This is a genomic window from Blastococcus saxobsidens DD2, from assembly GCF_000284015.1.
Taxonomy (GTDB): domain Bacteria; phylum Actinomycetota; class Actinomycetes; order Mycobacteriales; family Geodermatophilaceae; genus Blastococcus; species Blastococcus saxobsidens_A.
In genome coordinates, this window is the sequence record NC_016943.1 from 4,081,162 (window position 1) to 4,104,360 (window position 23,199).

Genomic DNA, 23,199 nt, shown 5'->3' on the forward strand with positions numbered 1-23,199 from the left:
AGCTCTGACCGAGGTGGTCAGAGGTCGGCTACGTCAGCCTGCTTGGCGCGTACGGCCTCGGCCGCCTCGCGCAGCCCGGTCAGCTCGCTCTCGGACAGGTCGCCCTCGACGACCCGCCGCACACCGTTCCGGCCGATCTCGGCCTCGACGCCCAGGTAGACGCCGTTGATCCCGTATTCGCCGTCGACCCAGGCGCAGACCGGCATGACGGCACCGGAATCCTCCATGACCGCCCTCGCCATCCGGGCGGCTGCGGCCGACGGCGCGAAGTACGCCGAGCCCGTCTTGAGCAGCGCCACGACCTCCGCGCCGCCGTTGCGGGTGCGGTCGACCAGGTGCTCGATCCGGTCGGCGGTCAGCACGTCGGCCAGCGGCTTGCCGTCGACGGTGCACCGCGAGGGCACCGGCACCATCGTGTCGCCGTGGGAGCCCAGGGTGAGGGTCTGCACGGAGGCGACCGGGACGCCGAGCTCCTCGGCGACGTTGTTGGTGAAGCGCGCCGTGTCGAGCATCCCTGCCTGACCCATGACCCGGTTCTTCGGGAAGCCGGTGGCCAGCTGGGCCAGCGCCGTCATCTCGTCCAGCGGGTTGGACACGACGATGACCACGGCGTCCGGCGAGGTCTGCGCGATGTTCTCCGAGACCTGGCGGACGATGCCGGCATTGGTCTCGATCAGGTCCATGCGGCTCATGCCGGGCTTGCGCGGCAGGCCCGCGGTGATCACGACGACGTCGGAGCCCTCGGTGCCCTCGTAGGACCCGCCGCCGACGCCGACGACCCTGGTCTCGAAGCCCTCGATCGGCCGGGACTGGTTCATGTCGAGGGCCAGCCCCTCCGGCTTGCCCTCGACGATGTCGGTGAGCACGACGGTCTCGAAGATGTCGTACTCCGCGAGACGCAGAGCGGTGGTGGAGCCGTAGAACCCGGCGCCTACCACGGTGACCTTCCCGTTCCTGGGCTGCTTCGCCATGGCGGTCAACCTATCGCTGGTCGCGTCCCCGCGCTGCCGGGGGTCCGTTCACGTACCGGGGATCGACAGCGCGACGACGGCCAGGGTGAGACCGACCCCGGCCATGAGCACGACGTCGACCGCCCGGCTGCGCACGGCGAGGAAGCCGACCCGGCGTACCGGCAGCAGCAGCCGCAGCAGCGCCGCGCCCACCAGGGCCAGGGCCACGACGACCAGCCCCCAGCGCCAGTGCTCGAAGGTGACCATGGCCAGTCCGACGCCGACCACGAGCAGCACCGCCAGCAGCGGCAGCTGCCGCACCAGCCCGGCCAGGAAGGGCCGGCGGACGTAGAGCGGCGGGCGGCTCACCGGCCGGCCGGGAGGGGCCCGGGCGCGGCCGCCTGCTCCGCGGCGAGCACCACGTTCTGCAGCAGCATGGCCCGGGTCATCGGGCCCACTCCCCCGGGGTTGGGGGCCACGTGCCCGGCGACGTCGACGACGTCGAGGGCGACGTCACCGGCGATCTTGCCGTCGACCCGGCTCACCCCCACGTCGAGGACGGCGGCCCCCGGCTGCACCATGTCCGCCGTGATCAGCCCGGGCACCCCTGCGGCCGCGACCACGATGCCCGCGGAGCCGACATGCCGCGCCAGGTCGCGGGTGCCGGTGTGGCACAGGGTCACCGTGGCGTTCTCCGACCGGCGGGTGAGGACCAGGCCCAGCGGGCGGCCCACCGTGATGCCGCGGCCGATGACGACGACCTCCGCTCCGGCGATCGGCACGTCGTAGCGGCGCAGCAGCTCCACGATGCCGACCGGGGTGCAGGGCAGCGGCCCGGGCACGTTCAGGACCAGGCGGCCCAGGTTGACCGGGTGCAGGCCGTCGGCGTCCTTGGCGGGGTCCATCGCCTCCAGGACAGCGCTCTCCTCGATGCCCCCCGGCAGCGGCAGCTGGACGATGTAGCCGGTGCAGGCGGGGTCGGCGTTCAGCTCCGCGACCACGGCGAGCACGTCGGCCTGGCTCGCGGTGGCGGGGAGCTCCCGCTGGATGCTCGCGATGCCCACCTGCGCGCAGTCGGAGTGCTTGGCGTTCACGTACCAGCGGCTGCCGGGGTCGTCGCCGACGAGCACCGTGCCGAGCCCCGGCCGGCGACCGGCGGCGGTGAGCGCGGCTACCCGTTCGGTGAGTTCCTCGCGGATCGTCGCCGCGGTGGCCTTGCCGTCCAGGATCGTCGCGGGCACGCCGACAGTCTGCCGGAGAGGGTCCCGCCGGCGCCGGTGCGGCCCTAGGCTCGCGGTGCGGGTCGCCTGACCCGGCCACATGCGGAGGTAGGCGATGACCGAGCGCGAGCAGGCGTACACCGGCGCGACGGCTCCGGTGTACTCCGACCGGCCGGTGGCGTTCCGCGGTCCGGAGAGCCTCGGCGGCCTGCTGCTCATCCTCGCCGGGATCGCCGCTGCGCTCAGCCTGCTCCTGGACTGGCTCCGCAACCGGGAGGACACCGGCTGGACCCTGGTCCGGGACGCCGTGCGCGACCTCGACGGCGTGTTCGACGACGGGGGCTGGCAGCCGCTGGCCATCGTGTTCGGCGGCGGCGTGCTGCTCGTCCTCGGCGTGCTGCTGTGGCTGCCGGCCCGCACCCACCGGTTCCTCGGATTCGTGGCGCTCCTGGTCAGCGGCGTCGTCACCGCGGCCGTGATCGTCCCGCTGGCGGAGGCCGACTGGGAGGTCGAGGCCTTCGGTCCCGGCTTGTGGTGCGCGATCGCCGTCGCCGTCCTCGGCCTGCTCGGGTCGCTGAAGGCGTTGCTGACCGGCCCGCGGTATCCGCGATAACACCGTCGTGACACTGCGGTCCTCCGGACCGCACCGCCGTGACATCGCGGTCCTCCGGACCGCACCGCGGCCAGGTGCCGTCCCTGGCCGCGGGGGAGCCGTTGAGTCACGCCTGCGCGGACCCTCCGGGCCCACTCGGCGTGACGGTGCGCACGAGAGTCCTCAGTCGGCGACCAGGGCACCGTGGGCGCGGGCGAACTGGACGGCCTGCGCCAGGTCGAGGCGGACGCCGGTGAGCTCGAAGGCGTGCCAGTTGACCTCGTCGGTAGAGGCACCGCGCAGGTCGGTGCCGCGGAGCTTGACGCCCTGGAGCCGGGCCCGGTCCAGGTCCGCGCCGGTGAGGTCGCACTCGCGCAGATCGGCGTCGGTGAGGTCGGCGTCCCGGAATCGCTGGCCCGAGAGATCCAGCCCGGAGAGGTCCGCCCCGCGCAGCGCGGCGTAGCTCCAGTCGCACTCCGTCGCCGTCATCGGGCGCAGCTGCGCGCCCGGGAACTGTGACCCGGTGAGCTTGCAGCCGTCCCAGGTGACGTCGGTCAGCCGTGCGCGGTCGAACCGGCACGAGAGGAAGGCCGAGCCGTGGTGCCGCGCGCCGGCCATGCGGATCCCGGTCAGGACGCACCGGTCGAACACGCAGCGCCGGGTGACCAGCTCCTCGAGCCCGGCGTCGTCGAAGCGGCAGCGGGTGAACGTGACGCCGTCCAGTTCGGCGCCCCACCAGTCGACCCTGGCGAGGTCCTCCCCCTCGACGACGGCTCCCGCCTCCGGTGCGCCGACGTGCGGGCGAGCGCCGCGCATCAGTGCGCGAAGTGCCGGGTGCCGGTCAGGTACAGCGCCACGCCGGCGGCGGCCGCGGCGGCGACCACCTCGTCGTCACGTACCGAGCCGCCGGGCTGGACGACCGCGCGCACCCCGGCATCCAGCAGCACCTGCAGGCCGTCGGCGAACGGGAAGAACGCGTCCGAGGCGGCGACCGAACCGCCGGCCCGCTCCCCCGCCCGCACGACGGCGAGGCGCGCGGAGTCCACCCGGTTCACCTGGCCCATGCCGACGCCGACGGTCGCCCGGTCGTGCGCCAGCAGGATCGCGTTGCTCTTCACCGCACGCACCGCGCGCCAGGCGAAGACGAGGTCGTCGAGCCCCGCGGCGTCCAGCGGCTCGCCGGTGGCCAGCGTCCAGCTGGTCGGGTCGTCGCCGGCGGCGTCGATGCGGTCGCGGCCCTGCAGCAGCAGCCCGCCGCTGATCGGGCGCAGCTCGACCCCGCTCTGCGGCAGGTGCGGCAGCCGCAGCAGCCGCACGTTCTTCTTCCCGCTCAGCACCGCCACCGCGTCGTCGGTGAACGACGGGGCGACGACCACCTCGGTGAAGACCTCCGCCACCTGCTCGGCCATCGTGAGGTCGACCTCGCGGTTGGCGGCGATCACGCCGCCGAACGCCGACACCGGGTCGCAGGCGTGCGCCTTGCGGTGCGCGGCGGCGATGTCGGCGCCCACGGCGATCCCGCACGGGTTGGCGTGCTTGATGATCGCCACGCACGGCTCGTCGTGGTCGTGTGCGGCGCGCCAGGCGGCGTCGGTGTCGATGTAGTTGTTGTAGGACATCTGCTTACCGTGCAGCTGCTCGGCGTGCGCGAGCCCGGGCCGGTCGGAGCGGTACAGCGCCGCGCCCTGGTGCGGGTTCTCCCCGTAGCGCAGCACGTCGGCGCGCTCCCAGTTCCCGCCGACCCAGCCGGGGAAGCCGCTGTCGTCGTCGGGCGCGAGCACGTTGCCCATCCAGGAGGCGACGGCGATGTCGTAGCTCGCCGTGTGCCGGAACGCGGCGGCGGCCAGCCGCTGGCGCTCGGCCAGGCTGAAGCCCCCGGCGCCGACCGCGGCGAGGACGTCGCCGTAGCGCGCCGGGGCGACGACGACGGCCACCGACGGGTGGTTCTTGGCCGCGGCCCGCACCATGGCCGGGCCGCCGATGTCGATCTGCTCGACGCACTCGTCGGGGCTCGCACCGGAGGCCACCGTCTCGGCGAACGGGTACAGGTTGACCACCACGAGGTCGAACTGGGCGATCCCCAGGTCCTCGAGCTGCGCCACGTGCTCGTCCTTGCGCCGGTCGGCCAGGATGCCGGCGTGCACGGCCGGGTGCAGGGTCTTCACCCGGCCGTCCAGGCACTCGGGGAAGCCGGTGACCTGCTCGACCGGTGTCACGGGCACCCCCGCCTCGGCGATCCGCCGCGCGGTGGCACCGGTGCTGACCAGTTCCACACCGGCCGCGGCCAGGCCCCGGGCGAGGTCCTCGATCCCGGTCTTGTCGTAGACGCCCAGCAGGGCGCGGCGGATCGGCGTGCGGTCGCTCATGGAGTGCTCTTCCTCGTCCCATCGGCGGTGACCAGCTCGGCCACTGTCTGTACCAGGAGCTCGCGCTCCACGTCCTTGATCCGCTCGTGCAGGCGCGCCTCGTCGTCCCCCGGCAGCACCGGCACCTCGCGCTGGGCCAGCACCGGCCCGGTGTCGACGCCGGCGTCCACCAGGTGCACGGTCGCCCCCGTGACGGGGACCCCGGCCGCCAGCGCGTCGCGGACCGCGGAGGCGCCGGGAAAGGCCGGCAGCAGCGCCGGATGGGTGTTGATCAGCCGTCCGGCGAACGCGGTCAGCACCGCCGGCCCGACGATCTTCATGAAGCCGGCCGAGACGACGAGGTCTGGAGCGAAGCCGGCGATCCGGGCGGCCAACGCCTCGTCCCAGGCGGCGCGGTCGGGATGGTCGCCGACGGCGCAGACGAAGGTGGCCAGCCCGCGCGCGCGGGCGTGCGCCAGACCGGGGGCGTCCCGGTCGGCACCGACCGCGACGACCGCGGCCGGGTAACCGGGGTCGCCGGTCGCCGCCAGCAGGGCCGCGCACAGCGACCCGGCACCCGAGAGCAGGACCACGAGCCGCGCCCGATGCGGAGGCTCGCCCGATGCCCCAGTCCCAGCCACGCCCACGGGCTCGACCCTATAAGGACCCCGTCGTCAGCCGAACGCCCGCCAGCGGGTCACCGCGCAGGCCGGGATCGCGATGCCGGTGGCCACGGGCGGCGCCCCGACCACCGCGAGCGCGCCGTCCCCCAACGAGCCGCCGGCCACCCAGGCGAGGACGCCGGCGACCACCCCGAGCAGGGCGCCGGCCAGCAGCCCGGCCAGCCCGGCGACGACGGAGCCGCCCGGGGAGTCGCCGGCCCAGCGCGCGAGCGTCGCGCCGGCCACCAGCCCCGCGACGGCCGGGATCACCTGGGAGGCGAAGGCGACCAGCGGGACCGCCTGGGTGTCCGGCAGCGCTGCCAGCAGCGGCAGGGCGGGCACCGCCCCCAGCGTCACGCCGTGCACCGAGACGAGCGTGCCGCTGCCGACGTAGAACCCGGGCCCGGCGGCCAGGCCCAGGACGGCGACGCCCGCGTTGGGCAGGAGCAGGATCCCCAGGCCCAGCAGCCCGACGGCCCCCGCGCCGGCGCCACCGAGGGAGCCGGACACGGCCACGTACCCCGCGGCATCGCTGCCCAGGGCCACGGCGAGCACGACCAGGCTCAACGCCAGGGCGGTGAGGGTCCCGGCCAGCACCCCACGGAGCACGGGACGCACCATCCCGGGCAGCCGGTCGAGCGCGGCGTCGGTCGAGCCGGACTCCCGGCCGGCACCCCAGCCGACGGCGATCACCGCCAGGCCGGCCGGGGCCAGCAGGGTCCGGAGCCAGCCGATGCCCGCGGTGCCGTCGTCGACGACCAGAGCCAGCAGCCCGGTCAGGACCAGGTGCAGGGCCACCACCGACCCGGCGGCCCGGGCGACGTCCCGCCCGCTCGAGCCGTCGTCGAGGACCCGGACGGCCACCCGCCCGGCCCAGGACAGCCCCCGGGCCACCAGGAGGGTCAGCAGCAGCGGCGACAGGACGAGCGGACCCGAGGGGAGCAGCAGTTCCGCACCCTGCGCGAGCAGCCACAGTCGCGCGGCGAGGGCGGCCGACGCTGCGAGCGGCATGCCGCCGGCCGGGTCGAGCGCCTGGACGACGACCAGTGCCAGGACCAGCCCGACGAGGCCGGCGGCGGTGACGGCCACCGTCGCGGCCGCGGTGAGGACGACGGAGGGAGCCGACCGCGCGGCTGCCCGGGCATCCCGCCGGGAGGGCCGGCGTGCGAGCAGGGTGACCACCTCTCCACTCTTGCAAGCTCCGCCCGGCGGATGCGGAGCACTCGCCGGAGCCGGGCGGTGCCTTTCGGCGACGCGAGGGCGGGATCAGGGGTCCGTGCGGGGACGCTCGCTCTCCGTGGCGTCGTGGCCCTCGCCGGACGCGGTCGACCCACCGGGTCCGGCGGGGTCACCCGGCCGGTCACGCTCGCGCTCCGGGGGTGGGGGCGGGGCCTGCCACGGCGGCGGGTACCCGTGCTGCCCGCCCGCGGGGCCGGGCTGCCCGGGATGGGCCTGCGGCGGGAGCGGCCCGGGACCGGGCGGGTGGGGCTGCCCGGGCGCCGGCCAGTAGGCACCGGGCTGCGGCGGGGCCGGCCGGGCCGGCCGGTCGCGCAGCTCGCGGCGCAGCGCCAGTGCCGGGACCACCGTGATCGCCACCGCCGTCAGGAAGGCGAGCAGCGCCCAGAACGAGAAGGCGTAACGCAGCGTGTCCAGCCAGGCGAACAAGGTCAGCACCAGTCCGAGCCCGGCCAGCGTCACGGTCACCGAGGACCGCGGGAAGGTCAGCGACGTCCGGACGAACCCGGGCAGCAGCGCCCACCCGGCCGCGAGCAGGAACAGCACGAACGCCGAGACCACCATTCCGTCGTCGAAGCCGCTGAAGGTGACGCCGAACGTGGCGTCACCGAACCGCCACCACGGCAGCAGGCCGAAGAGGAGGAACAGCACCGTCCCCCCGGCCACGACGTAGTCGTCACGCGTGAGCCGCTTGAGGTCGACGGAGAACTCCGCACCGCCGCCGGCCGGCCGGCCGCCCGGGTACCCCGGCGGCCCGAAGGGAGCCTGCCCGTACGGCGCCTGACCGTACGGCGGCTGGCCGTAGGGCGGCTGGCCGTACTGGGGCGGCCCGTAGGGCGGCTGCCCGTAGCCCGGATGCCCGTAGCCCGGCTGCGGGAAGGGCTGCTGGCCGTAGGGCGGCTGGCCGTACGCGGGCTGCCCGTACGGAGGAGGGCCGTAGGGCGGCTGGCCGTACGGAGGCGGCCCGTACGGAGGCGGCCCGTACGGAGGCGGCCCGTACGGAGGCGGCCCGTACGGAGGCGGCCCGTAGGGAGGCGGCCCGTAGGGAGGCTGGCCGTACGGAGGCTGGCCGTAGGGAGGCCGGCCGGGCGAGGGCTGGCCGGGCAGCTGCCCCGCTGCCGACCGCTCGGGCGCGAGGGGCTGCTCCCCCTGCCCGAGCGGCGGCTGCTGCCCGGCGGGCGGCTGAGCGCCCTCGGGCGGCTGCGGGGGCTGGCTGGCGGTCACTGGGCACTCCTCGCGGAACGGGACAGGTGCTCGTCGATCGTGGCGGTCGCGGGCACCGGGCCGCAACGGCGGGTCCCCCGGCCGGCGTCCCCCTCGCCGAGAAGCGGCACTGCCCGGCGACCGCAGGCAGCGGTCGCCGGGCAGCGTGGTGGACCCGGGACGGAGAGGGCGGCGCCCGATCAGGAGCCGACGATGTCCATGGTCGGCTTCCGCGCCCTGGTCCGCTCCTCGCTCGCTAGCGCTCGCTGCGATGCTCCCAGGGCTGTCAGCCGACGATCTCCCGCATGAGCTGCGCCGTCTCCGACGGGGTCTTGCCCACCCGCACGCCGGCGGCCTCGAGGGCCTCCTTCTTGGCCTGCGCGGTACCGGCCGAGCCGGAGACGATGGCACCGGCGTGGCCCATCGTCTTGCCCTCGGGAGCGGTGAAGCCCGCGACGTAGCCGACGACCGGCTTGGTGACGTTGGCCTTGACGAAGTCGGCCGCCCGCTCCTCGGCGTCGCCACCGATCTCGCCGATCATCACGATGGCCTCGGTCTCCGGGTCGTCCTGGAACGCCTGGAGGCAGTCGATGTGGGTGGTGCCGATGACCGGGTCGCCACCGATGCCGACGGCGGTGGAGAAACCGATGTCGCGGAGCTCGTACATCATCTGGTAGGTCAGCGTGCCGGACTTGCTGACCAGGCCGATCCTGCCCTGCTTGGTGATGTTGGCCGGGATGATGCCGGCGTTGCTCCGCCCGGGGCTGATCAGGCCGGGGCAGTTCGGGCCGATGATCCGCGTCGAGCCGCCCTGGGCGTGCGCCCAGACATAGGTCGAGTCGTGCACCGGGATGCCCTCGGTGATGACGACGGCGAGCCCGATCTGGGCGTCGACGGCCTCGATGACGGCGGCCTTGGCGAACGGCGGCGGCACGAAGATGACGCTGACGTCGGCACCGGTCTCCTTCATCGCATCGGCGACGCTGCCGAAGACGGGGACGCTGGTGCCGTCGAAGTCGACGCTGGTGCCGGCCTTGCGCGGGTTCACGCCACCGACGATGGCGGTGCCGGAGGCGAGCATGCGGGAGGTGTGCTTGCTCCCCTCGGAACCGGTCATGCCCTGGACGATGACCTTGCTGTTCTCGTTGAGGAAGATCGACATTCTGGTGTCCTGTCGGGAGTCGGGGCGGCGATCAGGCGGCGAGTTCGGCGGCTCGGCGCGCGGCGCCGTCCATCGTGTCGACCAGGGTGACCAGCGGGTGGTTGGCCTCGGCGAGGATTCGCCGGCCCTCCTCGACGTTGTTGCCGTCGAGCCGGACCACCAGCGGCTTGGTCGCCTCGTCGCCCAGGATGCCCAGGGCGGAGACGATGCCGTTCGCGACGGCGTCGCAGGAGGTGATGCCGCCGAAGACGTTGACGAAGACGCTCTTCACGGCCGGGTCGGAGAGGATGATCTCCAGGCCGTTGGCCATGACCTCGGCCGAGGCGCCACCGCCGATGTCGAGGAAGTTGGCCGGCTTGACGCCGCCGAACTCCTCACCGGCGTAGGCGACGACGTCCAGGGTGCTCATGACCAGCCCGGCGCCGTTGCCGATGATCCCGACCTCGCCCTCGAGCTTGACGTAGTTGAGGTCCTTCTCCTTGGCCGCGGCCTCGAGCGGGTCGGCAGCCGCGACGTCCTCGAGCGCGGCGTGCTCGGCGTGCCGGAAGCCGGCGTTCTCGTCGAGGGTGACCTTGGCGTCGAGGGCCAGGACGGTGCCGTCGGGCGCCTTGGCGAGGGGGTTGACCTCGACCAGGGTGGCGTCCTCCTTGGCGAAGACGTCCCACAGCTGCACGGCGATGGCGATGACCTGGTCGCGGACCTCGGGGGCGAACCCGGCGGCGTCCACGATCTCGGCGGCCTTGGCGGTGTCCACGCCGACGGAGGCGTCGATCGGGATGCGGGCCAGCGCCTCCGGGCGCTCGACGGCGAGCTGCTCGATCTCCACGCCGCCCTCGACGCTGGCCATGGCCAGGAAGGTGCGGTTGGAGCGGTCGAGCAGGTAGGAGAAGTAGTACTCCTCGGCGATGTCGCTGGCCTGGGCGACCATCACGCGGTGCGTGACGTGTCCCTTGATGTCCAGGCCCAGGATGTCCTGGGCGCGCGCCTTCGCCTCGTCGGGGTTGTCGGCGAGCTTGACGCCACCGGCCTTCCCGCGGCCGCCGGTCTTCACCTGCGCCTTGACGACGACGGTCTGCCCGATCTCGCGGGCGATCGCCTCCGCCTGCTCAGGCGTCTCGGCGACGCCACCGGGGAGCACGGGGACACCGTGCGAGGCCAACAGGTCACGGGCCTGGTACTCGAAGAGATCCACGAACAGGCACCGTAGACCGCCCGGAACCACACCGCTGCCCCGGGCGTGGATGAGAGGGGCCCGTCGTGGGCCGCATCACAGGACGGCTCACCCGTTGGCGGCACCGAACGTGCTGGTCCACCGCGCCGTCCTCGATCCGCGGAGCTCGCGAGCAGGCCACTCAGGCGCCGGCCGGCTCCCCCACGTGCGCCCGCACCCACTCGACGATGTCGGTGGTCGTGGCACCGGGCGTGAAGATGCCGGTGACGCCGATCCGCCGCAGCTCCGGCACGTCCTCCTCCGGGATGATGCCGCCGCCGAAGACGACGACGTCGTCGACCCCGCGCTCGCGCAGCAGCTCGGTGAGCCGGGCGAAGAGCGTCATGTGGGCGCCGGAGAGCACGGAGAGCCCCACGGCGTCCGCGTCCTCCTGCACCACCGTCTCCACGATCTGCTCGGGCGTCTGGTGCAGGCCGGTGTAGACGACCTCCATGCCGGCGTCGCGCAGTGCCCGCGCGACCACCTTGGCGCCACGGTCGTGCCCGTCGAGTCCCGGCTTGGCGATGACCACCCGGATGCGTTCGTCCACCACGGCACGCAGTTTAGGAGCTCCCGATCCCGGAAGTGGTGCCGGTCACGTCCGGCGACCGGCGGGTGCGCCAGGCGAACAGGGCGAGACCGAGCATCGCCAGTCCCACGACGACCAGGCCGGCGCCGGGGACGGTCCAGACCAGCTCGTCCGACGTGACCGCGTCCCGCAGGCCCACGAGCCCGGCGGAGAGCACCGCGACGGTCACCGCGAGCAGGCCGCCCACCGCGCCGAGGCGCGGCCGCAGCGACGGCGCGACGACCGAGCAGAGCAGGAGCGCACCGGCCAGCAGCAGGCCACCCAGCAGCGCCAGGCCGGGCCGCTCGAGCAGCGCCTGCGGCCCTTCCCGCGTCACGACGGTCTCCAGGCCCGTCACCGGGTCGGTCCGGACCTCGTCCGGGACTTCGGCAGCCGGCAGCGCGAGGCAGAGGACGGCGGCCACGCCGAGGAGCACGGCGGCACCGGCCAGGAGCGAGCGCACCGGCTCGAGCGCGCCGCGGTCGTCCATGACCGTCCGGCCCCAGGCGGCCATGGCCACGACACCGGCAACCACGGTGAGCCCGAGCGCGGCGACACCCAGCACCCAGCCGGCCCCCCGCTGGACCCCGCTGGTCAGGACCAGCTCCCCGGCCACCACCTCCACCCCCGGGCGCGCCGTGGAACTGCTGCCCCGGTAGATCTCGATGAGCAGCTGGCCGACCGCGAGGGCGCCGGCCACGGCGGCGTAGGCGAGCCCCAGCTTGGGGACGGCGCGACGTGCCAGGCTCGCGCCCATCGCCAGGTGGACGGCCGGGACCAGCAGGGCGACCAGTGCGCCGCCGACTCCCCGGACCTCACGGAGTTCCTCCCCACCGACGACGAGGTACGTCGGGAACGCGGCCGCGACACCGGCGAGACCGGCGAGGACGAGGAGCACGCCGCAGACCACGACCGCCGGGGGGACGGCGCCCACGACGACCTGGTCCCCGGGCGCCGCCGCCGACGGCGTCGGCGTCGCCTGGCCCGCGCCCCGGCGGGCGGTGGGTCGGGCACGGTCTGTCCCGGTGCGAGTGTCGCGGGCAGGCACGGTTCCCCCTTCGGCGGCATGGTCACGAACAGGACTCGATCGACGGCGCGACGGTGACAATCGTGTGACGCCGGACACATCGCGGCTTTACCGTCAGGTGAACGGAGCACACACCGGACCACACGCACCGGCGGAACCACCCGAGCCCGACGTCCCGCCGGACGGCTCCAGACGGGGAGAACGGCCATGCGCCCATCGAGCGAGCTGGACTCCGTTCCAGGGTGGCACACCACCGCCGACGCCGAGGTTCCGCCACGGGGTCTGCGCGCACTCTGCTCGCCCACCACGCTCGCCGGCGGGCTGACCGAGCTGGCCTGGGTGGGCGCGCACGCCCTGATGTACCCGCTGGGGGCGCGGATGGAGGCGCTGCGCCCCGACCCGCACACGCGGACCGGCGCGCAGCCGGCCGCCGTCCGGGCCCTGTTCGCCGCCGACCCGCTGGCTGCGCGGGTCCCCGTTCTGCTGGTCCACGGACTCGTCGACAACCGGTCGGTCTTCGCCGTCATGCGCCGCAGCCTGCGCAAGCGGGGCTTCACCTCTGTCTGCTCCTGGAACTACAGCCCCTTCCTCACCGGTATCGCCCGGGGCGCCGCCGACCTCGGCCGGCACATCGAGCGCCTCTGCCAGCAGACCGGCCACGACCGGGTGCACGTCGTCGGCCACAGCCTGGGTGGGCTGATCGCCCGCCACTACGTGCAGCGGCAGGGCGGTGACCGACGGATCGACGCACTGGTGACCCTGGGCACCCCGCACCGGGGCTCCGTGCTCGCCCACCTCCTGCCCACGCCGCTGATCCGCCAGCTCCGGCCGGGGTCGCCGGCGCTGCGGGAGCTCGACGAGCCGGCCCCGTACTGCCGGACCCGGGTCACCGCCGTGTACAGCGACCTCGACCAGGTGGTCCTGCCGACGCAGTCGGGACGCTGCGACCATCCCGACCTGGCCGCCCGGAACGTCCTCGTCCGGGGTGTCGGGCACATGTCCCTCCCCATCCACCGCGGGGTCCTCGACGAGGTCGCCTCCACCCTCGCCGGCGTCCGGCAGACCGCCGGCACCCGGCGACTGGCCGCCGTCGCCTGACCCGGGCGGCGCGTCCCGTCCACGCCCGCAGCCGCGGCCGAGTCGACTCGACTCCGTGACGACGTGCCTCCATCGCGACACGCAGCGTTCAGTGCTTGGTCGGGTCCTGACGCATCGTTACGGTTCGATCACGGCGCCGGTACCTACCGGCGGACGCCGACGAACCGGCGCCCCACGCCGTCGTCGCTCCCCCGACGAACGCCTCCCGGCGCTCGCCGGCCAGGCCGTCCGGGAAGGTTCGCCGTGTCTCTCAGCAGTGCACAGGTGCTGGAGAAGCAGGCTCCCCAGGTCCTCCGCGTACCGAGGCCACGAACCCCCGTGGAGGACGTCGCACCGGCCCCCGCGACCGAGCCCCCGACCGCGCCCGCACCCGCCCCGCGCGCCTCCCGCCGCCGCCTGCCGCACCCGCCCGGCCGTCGCGCGCCCCTGTGGTTCGCCGCCCTCGTGGCCGGCGCCGTCGTCGCCGGAGTGCCCGCCGTCGTCGCCGACCAGCGGACCGTCTCGGCCAGCGCCTCCGACTACGGGCTGGGCGTCAGCACCGAGGTGAGCTTCGCCGGCGGGCTCGAGGACGCCGGCGCGCGACGGGGCATCACCGAGGCCGAGGCCCAGGCCCGCCTGAGCGAACTCGCCGCCTCGCGCGCCGCCCGCCAGCCCAAGACCGTGCTCCCCACCGAGGGCACGCTCACCACCTGTTTCTGCCGGCGCTGGGGCACGATGCACTACGGCCTCGACATCGCCGCCCCGCTGGGCACGCCCATCCGCGCGGCCACCGACGGCGTCGTCGTGCGGGCCGGCCGGGCGTCGGGCTACGGCAACGCCGTCTACATCCAGGACCCCGACGGCAACGTGCACATCTACGGGCACATGCGCTACTACAGCGTCTCCGAGGGCGATCTCGTCACCGCCGGCGACCAGATCGCCAAGGTCGGCAACGAGGGCCAGTCCACCGGTCCGCACCTGCACTACGAGATCCACCGCGGCGGCATGGACGGGCGCCCCACGGACCCGGCGAAGTACCTCGCGGAGCGCGGGGTATCCATCTAATTGATCGGGCTCCGCCCGATCGACCGCGGCCATACCTTTCGTCGGCCTCCGGCCGACACCGCTTCCAGGTGCCGTCCCGACATGCGTTGAGCCGTTTCTGCCACGCTCGTCGGGAGCCCTCCGGGCCCCGCTCCTCGGCGGCACCTCGCAGGCGGCTCGCCTCGCGATCCGCGACTCCACACCGTTCCCCGCTTGCTTGCCGCGGCTTCCTGACCTTCGTCGGGGACCCTCCGGGCCCCGCTCCTCAGGTCAGAGTTTGACGAGCGGGGCGTACCGGAGGACGAGGCGCTTGGTGCCGCCGGAGCCGAAGTCGACCGTGGCCTGGGCCTTGTCGCCCACGCCGGTCACCTCGACCACCGTGCCCAGCCCGAAGGCGTCGTGGCTCACCCGGTCGCCGACCTCCACGGAGATCACCTGCCGGTTGCCGGCCCCGCCGCGCAGACCGCCCGTGGAGAGCCCGGTGGCCGCCACCCGCGTCTGCGCCGACCGGTAACCGGTCGACGGCGCCGGGGCCGGGTCGGTGCGGGCCCAGTGCACGGTCTCGGCCGGGAGCTCGTCGAGGAACCGCGACGGCGGGTTGTAGGCCGGCTGCCCCCAGCTGGTTCGCACCGTCGCCCGCGAGATGAACAGCCGCTGCCGCGCCCGGGTGATCCCCACGTAGGCCAGCCGGCGCTCCTCCTCCAGCTCCCGCGGGTCGCCGAGCGCGCGCAGGTGCGGGAAGACGCCGTCCTCCATACCGGTCACGAACACGACCGGGAACTCCAGCCCCTTGGCGGTGTGCAGGGTCATCAGCGTCACCACGCCGGCTGTGTCCTCCCCGGGTCCCCCGGGACCTGGGATCTGGTCGGCGTCGGCCACCAGGGAGACCTGCTCCAGGAAGTCGGTGACCGTGCCCCCCGGGCTCGCGGCCTCGAACTCGGCGGCCACCGAGATGAGCTCGTTGAGGTTGTCGACCCGCCCCTCGTCCTGCGGATCGGTGCTGGCCTGCAGCTCGGCCAGGTAGCCGGTGCGGTCGAGGATGCTCTCCAGGAGCGCGGCCGGACCCGAGCCGGTCTCGACCAGCTGCTCGAACTCCTCGAGCAGCGAGACGAACTCCTGCAAGGCCTTCAGGGAGCGCGTCGCGAGGTCGGGCACCTCGGCACACCGCCGCAGCGCCGTGCCGAACGCGATCCGCTCCCGGTCGGCGAAGGACTCGATGCACGACTCGGCCTTGTCGCCGATACCCCGCTTGGGCACGTTGATGATCCGGCGCAGGCTCACCACGTCGGCCGGGTTGGCCACCAGCTTCAGGTAGGCCAGCGCGTCGCGGACCTCCTTGCGCTCGTAGAACCGCACCCCGCCGACGACCTTGTAGGGCATGCCGACGCGGATGAAGACCTCTTCGAACACCCGCGAGGCGTTGTTCGTGCGGTAGAAGACCGCGATGTCGGCAGGCCTGGCCGTGCCCTCGTCGACCAGGGCATCGATCTGCTCGGCGACCCAGGCGGCCTCGTCGTGCTCGTTGTCGGCGACGTAGCCCTCGATCAGCTCGCCGTCGCCCGAGTCCGTCCACAGGTTCTTGGGACGGCGGCCGGTGTTCTTGGAGATGACCTGGTTGGCCGCCTTGAGGATCCGCTGGGTGGAGCGGTAGTTCTGCTCCAGCAGGATCGTCGTGGCCTGCGGGTAGTCGCGCTCGAACTCGTCGATGTTGCGGATCGTCGCGCCGCGGAAGGCGTAGATCGACTGGTCGGCGTCACCGACGACGCACAGCTCGGCCTGCGGCACCGGGCCCTCGCCGGTGCCGGTGAGTTCCCGGACCAGCATGTATTGGGCGTGGTTCGTGTCCTGGTATTCGTCGACGAGCACGTGGCGGAACCGGCGGCGGTAGTGCTCCGCGACGTCGGGGAACGCCTGCAGGAGGTGGACCGTCGTCATGATCAGGTCGTCGAAGTCCATGGCGTGCGCCTCGCGCAACCGCCGCTGGTAGAGCGTGTACGCGTCCTTGAGCACCCGCTCCGGCGGGGTCTGCGGCGAGAACGCGTCCTCGTCGACCAGCTCGTTCTTCAGGTTCGACACCTGGTTGGCGAGGCTGCGCCCCGGGAAGCGCTTGGCGTGCAGGTCCAGGTCGCGGGCGACCATCGTCATCAGCCGGATCGAGTCGCCCTGGTCGTAGATGGTGAACGACGACTTCATGCCCAGCTTGGCCGCCTCGGCGCGCAGGATGCGCACGCACATCGAGTGGAACGTCGACACCCACATCGATCGCGCCCGCGGCCCGACCAGAGCGGCGACGCGCTCCTTCATCTCGCCGGCGGCCTTGTTGGTGAAGGTGATCGCCAGGATCTCCCCCGGCTGCACCCCGCGGGCGCCCAGCAGGTAGGCGATCCGGTGCGTGAGCACCCGGGTCTTCCCGGATCCGGCGCCGGCGACGATCAGCAGCGGGCTGCCCTCGTGGACGACGGCGTCCCGCTGGGGGCCGTTGAGGCCGGCCAGCATCCGGTCCAGCTCCCGCCCCAGCGAGCCGGGTGCGGAGCGCGGCAGGGCGGCGGTGCCGGGGAGGGACTGCTGGAGGCTGCTCAACACTGCTCCGCAGGGGGACCGGAAGCCTTCGGCGCACTCAACACTGCTCCGCAGGGGAACCGGAAGCCTTCGGCGCGTTCACCGCATCACTGTAAGCCGGACGGGTGACGGTCCCGGCGGGCGCGGAACCGCGTGCACCACCCGTCCCACCGCCGCGGCCGTGGCGCGCCCCGACCGCGGTGTGGCAGACTCCGTTCCGTGCCCGCCACGGTCAGTTTTTACTACGGTCACCGGGATCCGGTGTCCGTCACCGCCGGCTGAGCACACGCCGCAACAGACGCCCCGGGCCCGAGAAGCCCGGGGCGTTTCTCGTTTCTGGGGTCTCGGGTCCACGACTTGCCGAGGACACCCTGATGAGCACCCTCACCGTCCCCCCTGCCGCCGGCCCGACGGCGCCGCAGGACCCCGCCGAGCGGATCGGCGAACTGCGCGGCGCGATCGACGCCTGCGACGCCGAGATCATCGAACTCGTGCGCCGCCGCCTGGAGATCTCCCAGGAGATCGGCGCCCTGCGCTCCGCCTCCGGCGGCACCCGCCTCTCGCTCGCCCGGGAGCAGCAGGTGCTGTCCCGCTTCCGCGCCGAGCTCGGCCCCGACGGCGCGGCGCTGGGGATGATGCTGCTGCGCCAGGGGCGCGGCCGGCTCTGAAGCAGGACCTCGCTCAGGGGCCGCTGCGCCAGACCTGGGAGTCGTCGTCGCCCATCGCGGCCACCTCGAACACCCGGCCCGGGCAGGCCTCGTGAGCCTCGTCCGCCAGGTCCTTGCCGAGGTCCAGCGCCGCGTCGAGGTCGGCCGCCGCGCACTCGGTGGTCACCCGCAGCACTGCCCGGTCCGGCTCGCGCCACAGGCGCAGCTCCGGGTCGTCGGGCCGGAGCACCGTGCGGAGGGCGTCGATCGCGGCGTCGTCCAGCGGAGCCGAGGAGCGGAGCGCGACGGAAAGGGTGTACTCGGGCACCACGCGAGTCTGCGCGACCACGGTCGTGCCGCCGCACCCGCCCCGACCCCGGCCCGCGCATAGGCTCCGCCGGGTGAGTTCCCCGTTCCAGCCCCCGTCCGGTCCCGCCGAGCACGTCGAACGCGTGCTCTGCGTCCTCGCCCACCCCGACGACGTCGACTTCGGCAGCGCGGGGACAGTCGCCACGTGGACCGCGGCCGGCACCGAGGTCACGTACCTGATCGTCACCGACGGCGACGCCGGCGGGTTCGACGACACACCCCGCCAGCAGATGGGGCCACTGCGGCAGGCCGAGCAGCGGGCGGCCGCCGCCGCGGTCGGGGTGACCGACGTGCGGTTCCTCGGCTACCCCGACGGCCGGCTCGAGCTCACCCTGGACCTGCGCCGCGACATCAGCCGGGTGATCCGGCAGGTGCGACCGCAACGGGTGCTCACCAGCTCGCCCGAGCGGTTCTGGGACCGGATAGGCGCCAGCCATCCCGACCACATGACCGTCGGCGAGTCCACGCTGCGGGCGGTCTACCCCGACGCCCGCAACCCGTTCGCCTTCCCGGAGCTGCTGGCGGGCGAGGGGCTGGAGGCGTGGACGGTCGCGGAGGTGTGGCTCGGCGCCAGCCCGCGCACCGACCACGCCGTCGACGTCACCGACGTCCTCGACCGGAAGCTCGCGGCGCTGCGCTGCCACGTCAGCCAGGTCAGCCACATGGAGAACCTGGACGAGTTCCTCACCGGCTGGATGCGGCAGACCGCCGAGCGGCTGGGACTCCCGGCCGGCCGGCTCGCCGAGGCCTTCCATGTCGTCCACACCGCGTAAGTGCTCTGTCGTGCCGAGTGGGGCCCGGAGGGCTCCGCGCAGGCGCGACGCAGCGGCTCCACGCCGGTGGGGGACGGCTCCTGGCCGCGGTGTCGTCCGGAGGACGACGATGTCACAGCAGGCGGTTGGTCGCCGCCCAGCGGGTGAGCTCGTTGCGGTTGGACAGCTGTAGCTTGCGCAGCACGTTGGACGCGTGGGACTCCACCGTCTTCACCGAGATGAACAGCCGCGAGCCGATCTCCCGGTAGGTGTAGCCGCGGGCCAGCAGTTGCATCACCTCGCGCTCCCGGGCGCTGAGCAGGTCCAGACCGGGGTCGGTCGCCTCCTCCTCGGGTTCGGGTGCGACCGGGGTACCGGCGGCGAAGGCGTCGAGCACGAAGCCGGCCAGCCGCGGGCTGAAGACGACGTCGCCGTCGGCCACCCGGCGGACGGCATCCAGCAGGTCGGGGCCGGAGATGGTCTTGGTGACGTAGCCGCGCGCCCCGGCCCGGATGACGGCGATGACGTCCTCCGCGGCGTCGGAGACCGACAGCGCCAGCCACTTCACCTCGGGCAGCTCGGCGCGCAGCGTCTCCAGCACGGCGCGCCCGTCACCACCGGGCAGGTGCACGTCCAGCAGGACGACGTCCGGCCGGGTCGCGCGGATGCCCTCGATGGCGGTGGGGACGTCGGCGGCCTCCCCGACCATGGTCACGTCGGTCCCGAGCTCGGCCCGCACACCGGTGCGCACCATGGCGTGGTCGTCGACCACGAAGACCCGCGGCGTCATCTGCTGCTCCTCTGCTCGCTCGCACGGAGCGCTCCGCTCACGGTGTTGCTCGGTTCGCTCCCGCGGGGCGCTCCGTTCCTCGGCAGGACCAGCTCCACCTCGGTTCCCTCCCCCGGTGTCGACCGGACGAGTGCCGTGCCGCCCAGCCGGGCGAGCCGGCCGTGCACCGAGTCACGCAGCCCGCGGCGGTCATCGGGGACGGTAGCGGGATCGAACCCCTTCCCGCGGTCGCGGACGAACACCGACACCTGGGCCGCCGTCACCTCCGTGTAGAGGTCCGCGCTCCCCGCGCCGGAGTGCTTGGCCGCGTTCACCAGCGCTTCGCGCGTCGCCGCCCCGAGAGCGGCGAGCGCGTCGTCGACCGGGGCGTCGCCGACGACGACGGGGTCCACCGTGAGCGCGTGGTCGGACTCCACCTCGGCCACCATGCCGGCGACCAGCCCTGCCCACGTGCCGCCCTCCCGCACCTGCGCCGGGTCGTAGAGCCAGGCGCGCAGTTCACGCTCCTGGCTGCGGGCCAGCCGGCTGACCGCCTGCGGTTCCTCGGCGTTGCGCTGGATCAGGGCGAGGGTCTGCAGCACCGAGTCGTGCAGGTGCGCCGCGACGGCGGCCCGCTCCTCCGACCGGATGCGGGCGGCGCGCTCGTCGGCACGGGAGTCCAGCAGCCTCCGCCACAGCGGCGCCGTCACCAGCACCACCCCGGTGAGGATGAGCAGCGTGGCGGCGAACCCGTTGCGGGCGTTGGCCAGCTGACCCGTCGTGGCCAGCAGGAGGAACAACCCGGCACCCACCACGGCGACGCCCCCGAGCAGTGCCCAGCGCGCCTCCGGGACGGCGAGCGTCCGGTCGGTGTCCAGCTGCCGCCAGATCACCGCGAGTCCGCCCACCAGCAGGACCAGCGGCACGACGACGTCGCTGCTGGTCCACTGCGCAACCTGCCCGAGCACGCTCGCGGCCGCGAGGCCGAGCACCACCAGCGCGATCCACTGCCACGCGCCGGCCGGCCGCCAGCCCTGCACCGCCGGGGCCGCCTCGTCGCCCGGGGCGGCGACCGACATGGTCATCCAGAGCAGCGCGTAGAGGGCGATCCCCAGCCCCGTGGTCGCCAGGAGGACGAAGGCCACCCGCACCACCAGCGGGTCCTGCCTGAGGTGTGCCGCGGTACCGGCGGCGACGCCGGCGACCACGCGACCCGTGCGCGGGCGCGCCAGCGGCGGACGCGGCGGCGCTGCGGGGGTGGTGGTCACAGCACCGATCGTCGCACCGGCGGGGTCCCGGCCGACACCGGTGATCACCCCGGAAGAGGAACCAGGGTCGGTTCGGGGAGTTCCCTGATGGTCAGGGACCCGAGCGGTCAGCAGGCTTGCCGGCATGACATCCGCTCCTCCTCCTGCACCACCCACGGTGGAACCGCCCGGCTGGCAGCCGCCACCGGTCCGTCCGCAGCTGCGCCGCAGCCGCTCCGACAAGGTCATCGGCGGGGTGAACGGCGGCCTGGCCGATTACACCGGGATCGACGCACTCCTGTGGCGGGTCGGCTTCGTCGCCCTCGCGGTCGCCGGCGGCACCGGCGTCCTGGTCTACCTCCTGCTGTGGCTGCTGATGCCGGCCGGCGCGGACGGCCCCGCGCCGGCGGCGGCCCCCGGGCAGCCGGCCGGCGCCGTGCGTCGGCGCGAGCCGGCCGGTCCCCGGTCACCCGTTCCCGGCATCACGGTCGCCGGCCTGCTGATCGTCGTCGGCGTCCTCGTGCTGATCAGCCGGCTGATCGGCTGGGACATCGACGCGGTCGGTTACCTCGGGACCGCCCTGGCCGTGGTCGGCGCGGGACTCGTCGCGGCCGCGTTCAGCGGGGGCCGCACCGCCCGCGGCGGTCTGATCGCCCTGGGCGTCGTGCTCTCGCTGGCCCTGGCCATCGCCGCCGCGGCGCCGTCGACCGACGGCGGGTTAGGCGACCGCAGCTTCCGCCCGCAGACCGTCGCCGACGTGCGCGAGGTCTACGCCGGTGGCGTCGGCGACCTCACCGTCGACCTCTCCGACGTCCCGATGGCCGATCTCGCCGACGCCCTCGACATCGAGGTGCAGCACGGCATCGGCGACGTCGAGGTGATCCTGCCGCGCTCCGCCGATGCCCGCGTCCGGGTCGACCAGGGAGTGGGCGAGACCCACGTCCTCGGCTCCGACGAGTTCGGCACCGATTTCTTCCCCGGTCGCGGAACGGCTGAGTGGACCGACGACGGCGAGGCGGAGATCGTGCTCGAGATCAACACCGGTATCGGTGAGGTGGAGGTGTCCCGTGGCTGACTACAGCGAGTTCCCGACCACGCCGACGGCGTGGCAGGAGCAGCAGTGGCAGATGGTCGCGCCCCTGGAGACGGAGGACCGGCCGCAGCCGCAGCAGCCGCGGCGAGTCGACCTGGTGGCGCTCGTGGCCGGCCTGTTCTTCCTCGTCGTGGCGGTCTCGACGATGGTCGGCCTGAACTTCTCGCTGGGCCTGCTCGACGACGGCGGCCTGTTGTGGGTGCTCCTCATCGGGGCGGGGATCGCGCTGCTGGTCAAGGAGCTGCGCAAGGCACGCAGACGGGGCTGACCGGCAGGAGGAGTGGACGGCGGAGGGCCCGGGAGCAGACCGCTCCCGGGCCCTCCGCCGTCCGTCACCCCACGAGGGCGAGCGCCACGGTGCCCACGTAGATCAGCGGGATCGAGACACCCTCGAAGCCGATCCACTTCCGGTCACGCATGAGCAGCCCGGCGGCCAGCACCGCCGTCATGACGAGCGTGCCGCCGAGGAGCACCAGGCTGGTCGGCCCGGCGTCCCGGTAGATCGGCCCCTCCAGGTAGCCGATGTCGGCGAGGGAGATCATCAGGATGTCGTAGACGTTGCCCCCGACGATGTTGCCGACACCGAGGGTGAGTTGGCCCATCCGCACGGCGGTCAGCAGGACGACGAGCTCGGGCAGCGAGCTGATCGCCGTGGTGAGGGTGAAGCCCACGACGCCGCTGTCGAGCCCGGCCCGCGCGATCACGCTGAGTCCGGCCCGGCCCACCAGCCAGCCGGCGACCCCGGTGACCAGCCCCATCACCGCGAGCAGGCCCCACAACCGGGCGGTCGAGCGCTGGTCCTCGTCGTCCGCGCCGTCCCCGTCGCCCGCGCCGTCCCCGTCGCCCGCGTCCTCGCCGTTGCCACCCGCGTCCTCGCCGTTGCCGTCGTCGTCGGCCGTCTGATCGGTGTGGACCGGCTGCCACATCGGCTCGTGCTGCATCCGCCGGAGCAGCGTCAGGCCGTAGCCGTAGAGGGCGGGGATCAGCAACGTCATGGGGTGGATCCAGCCCAGCCGGAGATCGGGCGTGGCGTAGGCCACGACCGGGATCGCGAGCATGGCGATGAGCAGGACCGACTGCAGGACGTTCTGCAGGGACGCGGCCGCGTGCTCGAGGTTGACGCGGCGGTAGAGCAGGTCGGCGATCGCGAGCCAGACCGTCTGGAGGGCGATGCCGCCGATCGGGTTGGCCAGGGCGAAGCCGGCGTCGCCCTCCAGCGCACCGGTGAGCACCGTGACGTTCCCCGGTAGCGAGGTGACGGCCCCGAGCAGCAGGGCACCGCCGATGGCGTCACCCAGGCCGGTGCGGTCCGCGAGGGTGTCGGCGATGCGGGTCAGCCGGACTCCCACGATCACGATGACGACCGCCATCGCGGCGAGGACGCCCACGCTGGGCAGGAGAGGCCACGGCGCGGAGCTCACTCGTTCCTCCGGGTCCTCGACGGTGTGGCCGGCGTCGAGCCCATCA

At 73.8% G+C, this 23,199-nt stretch carries 24 protein-coding genes; 7 read left to right on the top strand and 17 right to left on the bottom strand.

The features are described from left to right. Nucleotides 1-17: 17 nt before the first annotated feature. From mdh to BLASA_RS19255, 3 genes are read right to left on the bottom strand one after another with little or no spacing between them, the layout of a single operon-like run. A complete protein-coding gene (gene mdh / locus BLASA_RS19245; protein WP_014377906.1) occupies nucleotides 18-971 on the bottom strand; it encodes a malate dehydrogenase in 954 nt (317 codons plus the stop codon). Nucleotides 972-1,019: 48 nt separating this feature from the next. After that, on the bottom strand, nucleotides 1,020-1,319 hold the full coding sequence (locus BLASA_RS19250) for a DUF3017 domain-containing protein (RefSeq protein ID WP_014377907.1): 300 nt from the start codon (nucleotides 1,317-1,319) through the stop codon (nucleotides 1,020-1,022). Next, nucleotides 1,316-2,191, bottom strand: coding sequence for a bifunctional methylenetetrahydrofolate dehydrogenase/methenyltetrahydrofolate cyclohydrolase (locus BLASA_RS19255; protein WP_014377908.1), 876 nt, complete (start codon nucleotides 2,189-2,191; stop codon nucleotides 1,316-1,318). The genes BLASA_RS19250 and BLASA_RS19255 overlap by 4 nt, the downstream gene beginning before the upstream one ends. Before the next feature lie 94 nt (nucleotides 2,192-2,285). Here BLASA_RS19255 and BLASA_RS19260 point away from each other — a divergent pair, with 94 nt between their 5' ends. Further along, nucleotides 2,286-2,783 (top strand): hypothetical protein, encoded by a 498-nt coding sequence (locus BLASA_RS19260; protein WP_014377909.1) that lies wholly within the window; start codon nucleotides 2,286-2,288, stop codon nucleotides 2,781-2,783. A gap of 162 nt (nucleotides 2,784-2,945) precedes the next feature. Here BLASA_RS19260 and BLASA_RS19265 read toward each other — a convergent pair whose 3' ends face one another. The 9 genes from BLASA_RS19265 to BLASA_RS19305 all read right to left on the bottom strand — a co-directional run bounded on the left by BLASA_RS19265 (nucleotide 2,946) and on the right by BLASA_RS19305 (nucleotide 12,196). Then, entirely contained in the window at nucleotides 2,946-3,578 is a 633-nt protein-coding gene (locus tag BLASA_RS19265) for a pentapeptide repeat-containing protein (protein ID WP_014377910.1), read from the bottom strand. Beyond that, nucleotides 3,578-5,128, bottom strand: a complete 1,551-nt coding sequence (purH, locus tag BLASA_RS19270; RefSeq protein WP_014377911.1) for a bifunctional phosphoribosylaminoimidazolecarboxamide formyltransferase/IMP cyclohydrolase — start codon at nucleotides 5,126-5,128, stop codon at nucleotides 3,578-3,580. The genes BLASA_RS19265 and purH overlap by 1 nt, the downstream gene beginning before the upstream one ends. Beyond that, on the bottom strand, nucleotides 5,125-5,700 hold the full coding sequence (gene purN, locus BLASA_RS19275; protein ID WP_014377912.1) for a phosphoribosylglycinamide formyltransferase: 576 nt from the start codon (nucleotides 5,698-5,700) through the stop codon (nucleotides 5,125-5,127). Before purN ends, purH begins: the two co-directional genes overlap by 4 nt. A gap of 81 nt (nucleotides 5,701-5,781) precedes the next feature. After that, nucleotides 5,782-6,951, bottom strand: a complete 1,170-nt coding sequence (locus tag BLASA_RS19280; protein ID WP_014377913.1) for a DUF6350 family protein — start codon at nucleotides 6,949-6,951, stop codon at nucleotides 5,782-5,784. Between the two features lie 84 nt (nucleotides 6,952-7,035). After that, a complete protein-coding gene (locus tag BLASA_RS24655; protein ID WP_014377914.1) occupies nucleotides 7,036-8,229 on the bottom strand; it encodes a hypothetical protein in 1,194 nt (397 codons plus the stop codon). A gap of 265 nt (nucleotides 8,230-8,494) precedes the next feature. Then, complete coding sequence (gene sucD, locus BLASA_RS19290) at nucleotides 8,495-9,370, bottom strand: succinate--CoA ligase subunit alpha (RefSeq protein WP_014377915.1); 876 nt, start codon at nucleotides 9,368-9,370, stop codon at nucleotides 8,495-8,497. 31 nt (nucleotides 9,371-9,401) lie between these two features. After that, entirely contained in the window at nucleotides 9,402-10,562 is a 1,161-nt protein-coding gene (sucC, locus tag BLASA_RS19295) for an ADP-forming succinate--CoA ligase subunit beta (RefSeq protein WP_014377916.1), read from the bottom strand. A gap of 160 nt (nucleotides 10,563-10,722) precedes the next feature. Next, complete coding sequence (locus tag BLASA_RS19300) at nucleotides 10,723-11,133, bottom strand: cobalamin B12-binding domain-containing protein (protein WP_014377917.1); 411 nt, start codon at nucleotides 11,131-11,133, stop codon at nucleotides 10,723-10,725. Nucleotides 11,134-11,143: 10 nt separating this feature from the next. Further along, the gene (locus BLASA_RS19305; RefSeq protein WP_231839497.1) at nucleotides 11,144-12,196 is read right to left on the bottom strand and encodes a hypothetical protein; all 1,053 of its coding nucleotides are present in this window, start codon (nucleotides 12,194-12,196) and stop codon (nucleotides 11,144-11,146) included. Between the two features lie 186 nt (nucleotides 12,197-12,382). On the opposite strand from BLASA_RS19305, the gene BLASA_RS19310 reads away from it, so the two are divergent. Continuing rightward, on the top strand, nucleotides 12,383-13,273 hold the full coding sequence (locus BLASA_RS19310) for an esterase/lipase family protein (RefSeq protein WP_014377919.1): 891 nt from the start codon (nucleotides 12,383-12,385) through the stop codon (nucleotides 13,271-13,273). Nucleotides 13,274-13,516: 243 nt separating this feature from the next. Beyond that, entirely contained in the window at nucleotides 13,517-14,317 is an 801-nt protein-coding gene (locus BLASA_RS19315; protein ID WP_166486597.1) for a M23 family metallopeptidase, read from the top strand. A gap of 249 nt (nucleotides 14,318-14,566) precedes the next feature. Here BLASA_RS19315 and pcrA read toward each other — a convergent pair whose 3' ends face one another. Then, on the bottom strand, nucleotides 14,567-16,876 hold the full coding sequence (pcrA, locus tag BLASA_RS19320; protein WP_014377921.1) for a DNA helicase PcrA: 2,310 nt from the start codon (nucleotides 16,874-16,876) through the stop codon (nucleotides 14,567-14,569). A gap of 353 nt (nucleotides 16,877-17,229) precedes the next feature. Between pcrA and BLASA_RS19325 the strand changes: the two genes are divergently transcribed. Next, on the top strand, nucleotides 17,230-17,523 hold the full coding sequence (locus BLASA_RS19325; RefSeq protein WP_014377922.1) for a chorismate mutase: 294 nt from the start codon (nucleotides 17,230-17,232) through the stop codon (nucleotides 17,521-17,523). Nucleotides 17,524-17,536: 13 nt separating this feature from the next. Here the strand turns inward: BLASA_RS19325 and BLASA_RS19330 are convergent, their stop codons facing one another. Beyond that, complete coding sequence (locus BLASA_RS19330) at nucleotides 17,537-17,830, bottom strand: hypothetical protein (protein WP_014377923.1); 294 nt, start codon at nucleotides 17,828-17,830, stop codon at nucleotides 17,537-17,539. 73 nt (nucleotides 17,831-17,903) lie between these two features. On the opposite strand from BLASA_RS19330, the gene BLASA_RS19335 reads away from it, so the two are divergent. Then, nucleotides 17,904-18,644, top strand: coding sequence for a PIG-L deacetylase family protein (locus BLASA_RS19335; protein ID WP_014377924.1), 741 nt, complete (start codon nucleotides 17,904-17,906; stop codon nucleotides 18,642-18,644). Between the two features lie 112 nt (nucleotides 18,645-18,756). Here the strand turns inward: BLASA_RS19335 and BLASA_RS19340 are convergent, their stop codons facing one another. Both BLASA_RS19340 and BLASA_RS19345 read right to left on the bottom strand, forming a co-directional pair. Continuing rightward, entirely contained in the window at nucleotides 18,757-19,413 is a 657-nt protein-coding gene (locus BLASA_RS19340) for a response regulator (protein ID WP_014377925.1), read from the bottom strand. Beyond that, nucleotides 19,410-20,660, bottom strand: coding sequence for an ATP-binding protein (locus tag BLASA_RS19345; protein WP_041776753.1), 1,251 nt, complete (start codon nucleotides 20,658-20,660; stop codon nucleotides 19,410-19,412). The genes BLASA_RS19340 and BLASA_RS19345 overlap by 4 nt, the downstream gene beginning before the upstream one ends. A 124-nt stretch (nucleotides 20,661-20,784) precedes the next feature. On the opposite strand from BLASA_RS19345, the gene BLASA_RS19350 reads away from it, so the two are divergent. Beyond that, nucleotides 20,785-21,714: a PspC domain-containing protein gene (locus tag BLASA_RS19350; RefSeq protein ID WP_014377927.1), complete on the top strand. Its 930-nt coding sequence runs from the start codon at nucleotides 20,785-20,787 to the stop codon at nucleotides 21,712-21,714. Beyond that, a complete protein-coding gene (locus BLASA_RS19355; protein WP_014377928.1) occupies nucleotides 21,707-22,000 on the top strand; it encodes a hypothetical protein in 294 nt (97 codons plus the stop codon). The genes BLASA_RS19350 and BLASA_RS19355 overlap by 8 nt, the downstream gene beginning before the upstream one ends. Before the next feature lie 64 nt (nucleotides 22,001-22,064). Here BLASA_RS19355 and BLASA_RS19360 read toward each other — a convergent pair whose 3' ends face one another. Next, nucleotides 22,065-23,153 (bottom strand): sodium:calcium antiporter, encoded by a 1,089-nt coding sequence (locus BLASA_RS19360; RefSeq protein WP_041775857.1) that lies wholly within the window; start codon nucleotides 23,151-23,153, stop codon nucleotides 22,065-22,067. Between the last annotated feature and the right edge of the window lie 46 nt (nucleotides 23,154-23,199).

What these genes read in the sequence shown, in the direction of transcription:
- mdh (WP_014377906.1), bottom strand. Translation starts at nt 971, where the DNA reads ATGGCGAAGCAGCCCAGGAACGGGAAGGTCACCGTGGTAGGCGCCGGG.
- BLASA_RS19260 (WP_014377909.1), top strand. Translation starts at nt 2,286, where the DNA reads ATGACCGAGCGCGAGCAGGCGTACACCGGCGCGACGGCTCCGGTGTAC.
- BLASA_RS19265 (WP_014377910.1), bottom strand. Translation starts at nt 3,578, where the DNA reads ATGCGCGGCGCTCGCCCGCACGTCGGCGCACCGGAGGCGGGAGCCGTC.
- purH (WP_014377911.1), bottom strand. Translation starts at nt 5,128, where the DNA reads ATGAGCGACCGCACGCCGATCCGCCGCGCCCTGCTGGGCGTCTACGAC.
- sucD (WP_014377915.1), bottom strand. Translation starts at nt 9,370, where the DNA reads ATGTCGATCTTCCTCAACGAGAACAGCAAGGTCATCGTCCAGGGCATG.
- BLASA_RS19310 (WP_014377919.1), top strand. Translation starts at nt 12,383, where the DNA reads ATGCGCCCATCGAGCGAGCTGGACTCCGTTCCAGGGTGGCACACCACC.
- BLASA_RS19325 (WP_014377922.1), top strand. Translation starts at nt 17,230, where the DNA reads ATGAGCACCCTCACCGTCCCCCCTGCCGCCGGCCCGACGGCGCCGCAG.
- BLASA_RS19340 (WP_014377925.1), bottom strand. Translation starts at nt 19,413, where the DNA reads ATGACGCCGCGGGTCTTCGTGGTCGACGACCACGCCATGGTGCGCACC.
- BLASA_RS19350 (WP_014377927.1), top strand. Translation starts at nt 20,785, where the DNA reads ATGACATCCGCTCCTCCTCCTGCACCACCCACGGTGGAACCGCCCGGC.